Annotated in this window: 5 protein-coding genes; 2 read left to right on the plus strand and 3 right to left on the minus strand. The window is 61.2% G+C overall.

The features are described 5' to 3' along the window. Window positions 1-30: 30 nt before the first annotated feature. Both mqo and N5J71_RS22100 read right to left on the minus strand, forming a co-directional pair. Window positions 31-1,527: a malate dehydrogenase (quinone) gene (gene mqo / locus N5J71_RS22095; protein WP_279917654.1), complete on the minus strand. Its 1,497-nt coding sequence runs from the start codon at window positions 1,525-1,527 to the stop codon at window positions 31-33. A gap of 462 nt (window positions 1,528-1,989) precedes the next feature. Then, entirely contained in the window at window positions 1,990-2,220 is a 231-nt protein-coding gene (locus N5J71_RS22100) for a hypothetical protein (protein ID WP_143498749.1), read from the minus strand. 165 nt (window positions 2,221-2,385) lie between these two features. Between N5J71_RS22100 and N5J71_RS22105 the strand changes: the two genes are divergently transcribed. Continuing rightward, complete coding sequence (locus N5J71_RS22105; protein ID WP_279917655.1) at window positions 2,386-2,970, plus strand: YajG family lipoprotein; 585 nt, start codon at window positions 2,386-2,388, stop codon at window positions 2,968-2,970. A gap of 59 nt (window positions 2,971-3,029) precedes the next feature. On the opposite strand, the gene N5J71_RS22110 is transcribed toward N5J71_RS22105, so the two are convergent. Next, on the minus strand, window positions 3,030-3,236 hold the full coding sequence (locus N5J71_RS22110; protein ID WP_279917656.1) for a hypothetical protein: 207 nt from the start codon (window positions 3,234-3,236) through the stop codon (window positions 3,030-3,032). A 271-nt stretch (window positions 3,237-3,507) separates the two neighbouring features. Here N5J71_RS22110 and N5J71_RS22115 point away from each other — a divergent pair, with 271 nt between their 5' ends. Continuing rightward, window positions 3,508-3,783 carry a hypothetical protein gene (locus N5J71_RS22115; protein WP_147809971.1) on the plus strand — a complete coding sequence of 92 codons (276 nt, stop codon included), beginning with the start codon at window positions 3,508-3,510 and terminating at the stop codon, window positions 3,781-3,783. The last annotated feature ends 118 nt before the right edge of the window (window positions 3,784-3,901 follow it).

The following is a 3,901-nucleotide window of genomic DNA, read 5'->3' on the forward strand; positions in this document are numbered from 1 at the left end:
CCCGAGGGGCGGTTTTTTCATACCTGCTGATCAGCTAGGTATGTCCAGTTGCAGGCGCTGGTTCGACTGCTTCTGCACCGCATGGAAGCGCTCAGCATCCTGCGACAGGACGTCGGCCATGGCCGGAAAGATCTCGTCCAGCTTGCTGCGCCATTCTTCGCTCTTGGCCTGCTCGGGGAAGCAGCGGCGAATCAGGTCGAGCATGATCGACACGGTCACCGAAGCGCCCGGCGAGGCGCCAAGCAGGGCAGCGATGGTGCCGTCAGCAGCTGCTACCAGTTCGGTGCCGAATTGCAGGATGCCGCCTTTCTTCGGATCCTTCTTGATGATCTGCACGCGCTGGCCGGCCACTTCCAGACGCCAGTCCTCGGCCTTGGCCTTCGGGTAGAAGCCGCGTAGGGTTTCCAGGCGCTGCGTTTCGGACTGCATCACTTCCTTGATCAGGTAGCGGGTCAGGTCCATGTTGTCGCGCGCCACCGCCAGCATCGGGCCGAGGTTGTTGGGGCGTACCGACAGCGGCAGGTCGAGGAACGAACCGTACTTGAGGAACTTGGTGGTGAAGCCGGCGTAGGGGCCGAACAGCAGGGATTTCTTGCCATCGACCACGCGGGTATCGAGGTGCGGTACCGACATCGGTGGTGAGCCGACGGCAGCCTGGCTGTAGACCTTGGCCTGGTGCTGCTTGACGATCTCAGGGTTGTCGCAACGCAGCCACTGGCCGCTCACCGGGAAGCCGCCGAAGCCTTTGCCTTCGGGGATGCCGGACAGCTGCAGCAACGGCAGTGCGCCGCCGCCAGCGCCAAGGAAGACGAACTTGCTCTTGAGCTGGCGCGTGGCGCCGGAGCGGGTGTCCTTGATGTCCACCAGCCAGCCTTTGCCATCACGCTTGAGGTCGGTGACTCTCTGGTTGCAGGTGACCTTGGCGTTGGGCTGATTGGTCAGGTGGGCGAGCATTTGCTCGGTGACGGCACCGAAGTTGACGTCGGTGCCGGCCTGTACGCGGGTCATCGCCAGTGGCTCGTTGGCGTCACGGCCCGGAATCAGCAGCGGTGCCCATTCGGCGATGGTGGCGCGATCCTCGGTGTATTCCATTTCGGCAAAGGCGTGATGTTGCCGCAGCGCCTCGAAGCGCTTCTTGAGGAAGGCAATACCACTGTTGCCGCGCACGAAGCTCATGTGCGGCACCGGGTTGATGAAGGTCTTTGGCGCGTTGATCGCACCTTTCTCGATCAGGTAGGCCCAGAACTGCTTGGACTCTTCGAACTGGGCGTTGATGCTGACCGACTTCTTGATGTCGATACTGCCGTCAGCCCCTTCCGGGGTGTAGTTCAGCTCGCACAGCGCGGCGTGACCGGTGCCGGCGTTGTTCCAGGGGTTGGAGCTTTCCATTGCGCCGGACTCGCGCAGCTCTACCACTTCCAGCGTGAGGCCGGGATTGAGTTCCTTGAGCAATACGCCCAGGGTCGCGCTCATGATGCCGGCGCCAACCAGCACCACATCTACGCTTTGGGAATCGTTGTGCGCCATTAACCTCTCTCCAAGAAAAACTGCACCAGATGGACGGCCGTGCGGCCTGTAAGGGCGATACCGGTAGACTCAGGCGTAATGCCCTGTCGTTCGGAGGGGAGGGTCAAGGCTGGGGTTTGCGGACGCAAAACTGTTCATCTGTTCGCCACACTCTTGTGAAGTTTGTAAAAACCGTTTTTTCACGCTCTTTTGGAGCGGTGAACCTCAAAAGCTCGACTGCCTAGGCGCGCTTCTGCCCGTGCAAAACATGCAATGCATGGCTGCTATCGGCTCTGCATATGGGCTAAAAGCGGCTGGCCAGACTTGGCAGCGCGAAGTGGGCGACTCTCTGGGGCGGGGCGATGACGCTGCATCGGCGAGGTCGTGCGGCCCGATCAGGAGACGTCCTTATAATCGGGGCGTGATTATAACGGTGAATGAGGGGAATTGATCGCCCCTGCGTGACTTTTATTCTTCCATCGGTCAGGCCGCCAACGGGTGAACGGCCCGTGCGTGTGTGACGACCGGCGTAATGCGGGCTCCAGCAGGCAGGGGAGCGCCGAGCCAGGAGAGGCTTGGCTCACGCACTTCCACCCAGCCGGCTTGGCTCGGTTGCTCCTGCATCTGGCGCAGGGCGCGGCAAATGCCCTGGGCATCGAGCAAGGCGAAATGGCGCAGCGGACGAGAGCGACTGAACAGGCGGCGCAGCAACATGGCGAAGGCTCCAGCGTGGTGACGTCTGCCTTTATGCCAGGGGCGGTGACAGGCTGATGACAGGAACCGCACCGGTCCGCTGGCGGTCTTAACCAGCACTACTGTCGGCCTCAGGCCGCGCTGGGTATACTGCCGGCCACTTTTACCTCACTCGGAGAGATGAGCATGCTGCACCGTGCGTTGATCGCCTTGCTTGCTGCCGCCAGCCTGACTCTGGCCGGTTGCGCCCTCAGCCCTCAGCAACTCACCCCGCAACCCAAACTCACCAGCTCGCTGACCCCGGTGGGTCAGGGCCAGCCGGTGGTGGTACGCGTGGTCGATGGTCGTCCTTCGCCGGTGCTTGGCACCCGTGGCGGCCTGTATCCGGAAACCAGCACGATCAGTGTCAGCGCTGAGCATGTGCTGCCCAAGCTGCAGGCCGAGGCCGAAGCAGCCGTGCGTCTGCTGGGTTTTACTCCGTCGCCCAATGCCTATAACGCGCCGCAGCTGACCATCACCCTGGCGGAGCTGAAGTATCAGTCGCCGAAAGAGGGCATGTACGTCACCGAGGCGGACATCTCCGCTTCCATTCGTGCTGACGTACAGGGCGGCAGTCGCCGCTATACCGGCCGTTACGGTGCCTCGCTGAACCAGCGCTTCGGCACCGCACCGAACCAGCAGACCAACACCAAGCTGGTCAGTGATGTGCTCAGCGATGCGCTGACCCGCGCCTTCAAGGACCCGACCATTGGCCAGGTTTTGCTGCAGTAATTGGCTATAACGCCACGAAAAACGCCCCGCACTGCGGGGCGTTTTCGTATGTACCGGGTTTATGCGGCTTCGGCATAGAACTCCTGCAGGCTCATGCCGGTGCGGTTGTCGATGTCCGGCAGGTCGTAATGCTCATGGCCACCGAGGGCGCAGTACACCAGCCAGTGCTGGTCCTGGACGTTGAAGGATAGTTCGTCGACCACGGCGTCCACTTGATCCAGCGAGTCGATCAGGTAATCGCGATCCAGCGGTTGTGAATTAAGCATGGCGGGTCCTCCACGGACATTGAGGTTTGGCTCCAGCACAGTCGTGACTGCTTGGTCAGTTTGAGAGATACAAACCCTAGGCCAGGCATGTGACAGTTTTCAGACGATTTCGGGATAGCGGGCCGCGTTCGTCGGAAACGAACCTTATAAAAGCGGGATTTCAGTACACTGCGCGACGACTTTTCGGGGGCTGAAATGATCTGTTTCAGTCGCAATCCCCATTCTGGTGCGGTGACGCGCTCACTGCACCATGCTGTTCTCGAGGTGGTGCATGTCGTTGCAGGTGTTGTGGTTGCTGTTCCTTGCTCATCCGGCCAGCGCGGTCAATTCGCTGGCATTGTTCTTCGCTGTGGCCGGTGCCTGGCTGTGCCTGATGACCCGCCTGCGCGAGCAGCGCGGCATGGCGCGCGTGCTGGCTCAAGGTGGCCAGGACGAAAGTGAAGTGCAGGATGAACGTACCGGGCGCATCAATCGCTTCTTCTATCGCTTCGGCGCCATTTGCCTGGCCACGGCCCTGGTGCTGTCCTGGTTCAGTACGCGTCTTTGACGCTTGAGCGATAAATGAAAACGGCAGCCTGATGGCCAATGCCGATCAGATAAGCTCGCCAAAGCGGTCTTTCGTAGGAGCCCCGCCCCGGGGCGAAGCTTTTCAATCGCGTATCGCC

Source organism: Ectopseudomonas oleovorans, assembly GCF_029845265.1.
Classification (GTDB): Bacteria; Pseudomonadota; Gammaproteobacteria; order Pseudomonadales; family Pseudomonadaceae; genus Aquipseudomonas; species Aquipseudomonas oleovorans.